The following is a 2900-nucleotide window of genomic DNA, read 5'->3' as shown; positions in this document are numbered from 1 at the left end:
GTCCGGCGGCTCGCTGCCCACCTGCCACGCGCGCACGCGCGCCGCCCACGCCGCGACCTCGGCCGCTTCGTAGCCGCTGCGGTACAGCTCGCGAGAGCCGTGCAGCCGCACGTACATGAAGTTCGCGGTGACCTCCTCCACCAGGGGGAAGTGCCCGGCGGAGTCCGCGACGACGAGCGCCACGCCGTGACGACGCAGCAGGTCCGTACACTCGGGCGTGAGGAAGCTCTCGTGCCGCACCTCCAGCGCGTGACGCAGGGGGACGTCACGCTCGACACTCGTCCAGGCGCGGCCCTCCATGCGCGCCTCGTGCTCCTCCGCGAGTCGCGCGGCCTCACCCGTGGTGCGCGGAAGCGACGACAGGAACTCCGCGAGGACCTGGGCATCGAAGCGCAGCCTCTCCGGCAGCTGCCACAGGATCGGCCCGAGCCGGTCCCCGAGGCGCAGCAGGCCGGACGCGAAGAAGTTCGCGAGGGGCGCGCGCACGCCGCGAAGCTTCTTCATGTGCGTGACGAACCGCGTGCCCTTCACGGCGAAGACGAAATCCGGCCCTGTCTGCTCCGCCCAGCGCGCGTACGTCCCGGGCGTCTGCAGGGCGTAGAACGACCCGTTGAGCTCCACGGTGTCGAACCGCGACGCGATGTAGGCGAGCTCGCGCCGCTGCACCAGCCCCTCCGGGTAGAACGCGCCCCGCCAGTGCCGGTACGTCCAGCCGGACGTCCCGACATGCACCCTGCCGGGCGTGGGCGGTTCGACCGGGGCGGCGGGGGCGTCCATGCCCGTGAGGCTAGCCGTGCGCGGTCCCGCGGTCGTGACGGTTCGGTCAAGAGCCCTGCAGGGTCGCGCCCACGGGATGGGTCAGGTGGCCGGGCAGGACCTCGGGTACTCCCGGTCGTCCGGGGGGAGGTACAGCCGCAGCATGCCCCCGTCGTCCGCGAACCAGTGGACGATCACGGCGTAGCAGGGGCGGACCTTCCCGGAGCGCTTCGCGAAGCCCTGCGGCGTGTAGGCGAGGCAGTTCACCCAGGTCACCCTCGGATAGGCCGCACGGGTCGCGCGGACGCAGTCCAGCGTGGCGGTCACGGGGTCCTCGCCGGGAAGCAGGGTGAAGGCCACGGCGGTGTCGGTGCGGGAGGTGCTCGACCGCTCGATCGTCCGTCCCTGGGTGGTCCACGCGGCCTGCGCGGCCCCGGTCAGGGTCAGGGCGAGGGCGAGGGCGAGCCGGAGATGGAGCTTCATGGACGTAGGGTAGGCGCGCGGGCATGACGCGGGCATGATCGCCCGGTCAGGCAGGAACCAGCGCGGCGCGGTCCCGCACGGAGTGAGCACGCCAGGCGACGAGCGCGACGCGCGTCACGACCATCGTCAGGGACATCAGCACGAACGCCGCGCGCCACGCGTCCGCGCCGGTGATCTGATGCTGCACGCTGAACGTCACGAGCCACCGACCGAAGCGCTCGCTGTGCGTCGCGAGCTCCACGAACGCCACGCGAAAGCCCACCGCGACGAGCCACACCAGCGCGTACGCCGCGCCCGCCTGGACCATGACGCGCCCTTCTCGCACCAGCACCCGTGACGCGGCGCTCGACAGCGCGCCCAGCACCGCCCCGAGACCCACGAACCCCAGGACGAGCGCCACGTCGTGACCGCTCGTGGGGACGCCGCGCAGGAAGGCCGTGACGACGACGCACACGATGACGAGGGGACGCACGAAGGTCGCGGCGGTGACGCGGCGCGTCCCGATGACGGTGAAGATCATGACGGCGAGAATCGTGAGGTTCAGGATCCAGTCGAAGGTGGTCATGCCTCCAGGGTGCGCCGCCGACCCTCTCGGGCGCGCCCACCGTCCGGACCTCGGGGACCCGGGCAGAAGGTACTGGTCTACCGTCCGGGTCCGTCCCCCTCACGCCGCGCGCGCGCCTTGAGGGCCGCCTCGGTGCGGTTGCGCACCTGCAGCTTGCCGAGGATGTTGTTCACGTGGTTCTTCACGGTGCTCTCGGCGAGGCCGAGCCGCGTGGCGATCCGCTTGTTGCTCTCCCCCTGCGCGAGGAGGTTCAGGACGTCGAGTTCGCGCGGGGTGAGCGGCTCCTCCGTGTCGGGCGGGCGCTGCGTCAGCAGACGCAGGTACTTCGTCGCCACGGCGGGCTGGATGAAGCTCTCGCCGTGAGCGACGAGGCGGATGACCCTCAGGAGTTCGTCCGCGTCGACGTCCTTGAGCAGGTACCCGCTCGCGCCGGCACGCAGCGCGTCGAGGACGTAGTCCTCGCGGTCGAAGGTGGTGAGGATCAGCACCCTGCGGGCGAGGTCGTCCCCGGCGAGGGCGCGCGTGGCGTCCACGCCGGACCCTTCGGGCAGCTGCACGTCCATCAGGATGACGTCCGGGCGATGCTCGCGGGCGAGCGTGACGGCCTGCGCGCCCGTTCCGGCCTCCGCGACGACGACGAGGTCGTCCTCGGTTTCCAGGACGGCGCGCAGGCCCGCGCGCATCAGGGGCTGGTCCTCGGCGATCAGGAGTCGGATCAAGAGCGGGTCCTTTCGGGGGTGGGGTGGGCCTCCAGGGGCAGCGTGAGCGCGACCCGCGCGCCCGAGCCGGGCGCGCTGTCGACGCGGACGTTCCCGCCGAGCAGCGCGAGCCGTTCGTGCAGGCCCCGCAGTCCATAATGCCCGCTCCCGACGCTCGCGGGGTCGAAGCCGCGCCCGTCGTCCTCGACGAGCAGGACGAGCGATCCGTCCTGCTCGCGCAGCGTGACGTCGAGGTGGCGCGCGTCCGCGTGACGTTCGACGTTCACGAGCGTCTCGCGCGCCGCACGGGCGAGGGCCGCCACGGTCTGCGGCGGCAGGCGCGGGTCCGCGAGGTCCGCGTGGAGGGCCCAGCCGTTGCGCTCCGCGAAGTCGACGGC

At 72.4% G+C, this 2900-nt stretch carries 5 protein-coding genes; all 5 read right to left on the bottom strand.

The genetic code is table 11. From position 1 onward, the window contains the following. On the bottom strand, window positions 1-777 hold a 777-nt coding region (locus tag DEIPI_RS0106470; RefSeq protein ID WP_027481249.1), incomplete at its 3' end, for a DUF72 domain-containing protein. 81 nt (window positions 778-858) lie between these two features. Then, window positions 859-1239, bottom strand: coding sequence for a hypothetical protein (locus DEIPI_RS0106465; RefSeq protein WP_027481248.1), 381 nt, complete (start codon window positions 1237-1239; stop codon window positions 859-861). Between the two features lie 46 nt (window positions 1240-1285). Next, window positions 1286-1804 carry a hypothetical protein gene (locus DEIPI_RS29045; RefSeq protein ID WP_045233733.1) on the bottom strand — a complete coding sequence of 173 codons (519 nt, stop codon included), beginning with the start codon at window positions 1802-1804 and terminating at the stop codon, window positions 1286-1288. 77 nt (window positions 1805-1881) lie between these two features. Beyond that, a complete protein-coding gene (locus DEIPI_RS0106455; RefSeq protein ID WP_027481247.1) occupies window positions 1882-2523 on the bottom strand; it encodes a response regulator in 642 nt (213 codons plus the stop codon). After that, window positions 2520-2900: sensor histidine kinase (locus DEIPI_RS0106450; protein WP_027481246.1), on the bottom strand; the 381-nt coding region annotated here is incomplete at its 5' end. The genes DEIPI_RS0106450 and DEIPI_RS0106455, both read right to left, overlap by 4 nt.

It is taken from the genome of Deinococcus pimensis DSM 21231 (assembly GCF_000519345.1).
In the GTDB taxonomy this organism is placed as follows: Bacteria; Deinococcota; Deinococci; order Deinococcales; family Deinococcaceae; genus Deinococcus_A; species Deinococcus_A pimensis.
Note: the sequence above shows the minus strand (reverse complement) of the source record. Positions and strands in the feature narration are given on the sequence as shown.